Raw genomic sequence first — 1,024 nt, forward strand, 5'->3', positions numbered from 1 at the left:
CCTTCTGGACCCGATGTGCGGCAGCGGCACCCTGCTGATCGAAGGCGCGCTGATGGCGGCCGATGTCGCCCCCGGCCTGATGCGCCATGGCAGCCTGCCGCCGAGCCGCTGGCTGGGCTTCGACAAGGCTGCCTGGAAAACCATCCAGAGCGAAGCGCGTGATCGCGAAGCGGCCGGCCTTGCCGCGCTGAAGCCGGTCATCCACGGCAGCGACATCGACCCGGTGGCGATACAGGCCGCGCGCGAGAACGCCGAAGTTGCCGGCGTCGCCCATGCCATCCGCTTCACCCGCGCCGATGTGGCTGACCTGCCCACCCCGGAGCAGGAGATCGGCGCGGTGGTCTGCAACCCGCCGTATGACGAGCGCCTGGCCGCCGATCCGGCGCTGTACCGCAAGCTGGGCAATGCCCTGCAGAAGGCCGTGCCGCAGTGGCGCGCCAGCCTGCTGTGCGGCAATGACGAACTGGCCTTCGCCACCGGCCTGCGTGCGGGCAAGAAGTACCAGATGTTCAATGGTGCGCTGGAATGCGCACTGATCGTCTGCGATCCGATCGCGGTGCCGGGCCGCGACCCGGCACAGGTGCGCGAGCTGAGCGAAGGCGCGCAGATGGTGGCCAACCGCCTGCGCAAGAACCTGAAGAAGTTCAAGAGCTGGCGCGCGCGCGAAGGCATCACCTGTTTCCGTGCCTACGATGCCGATCTGCCGGAATACGCAGCGGCCATCGACGTGTACGAGGAAGATGGCGGCCAGCGCCGCACGTTCCTGCATGTACAGGAATACGCTGCACCCGCTGCGATTCCCGAGAACGACGTGCGCCGCCGCCGCAATGAATTGCTGGCCGCTGCGCGCGAGGTGTTCGGCGTCCCGCCGGAACAGGTATCGATGAAATCGCGTGAACGTGGCAAGGGCGGCAGCAAGTACGGCCGTTTCGAGCAGCGCGAGGAGTTCCTCGTGGTGCGCGAGAACAACGCGCTGCTGCAGGTGAACCTGTTCGATTACCTGGATACCGGCCTGTTCCTCGAC

Annotated in this window: 1 pseudogene; it reads left to right on the forward strand. The window is 66.9% G+C overall.

Annotation, left to right across the window (positions count from 1 at the left end):
• Positions 1-1,024, forward strand: a pseudogene (locus AC1VAN_RS22825) (bifunctional 23S rRNA (guanine(2069)-N(7))-methyltransferase RlmK/23S rRNA (guanine(2445)-N(2))-methyltransferase RlmL); the annotation flags it as partial.

This window comes from Stenotrophomonas sp. 05L44_2, assembly GCF_056665995.1.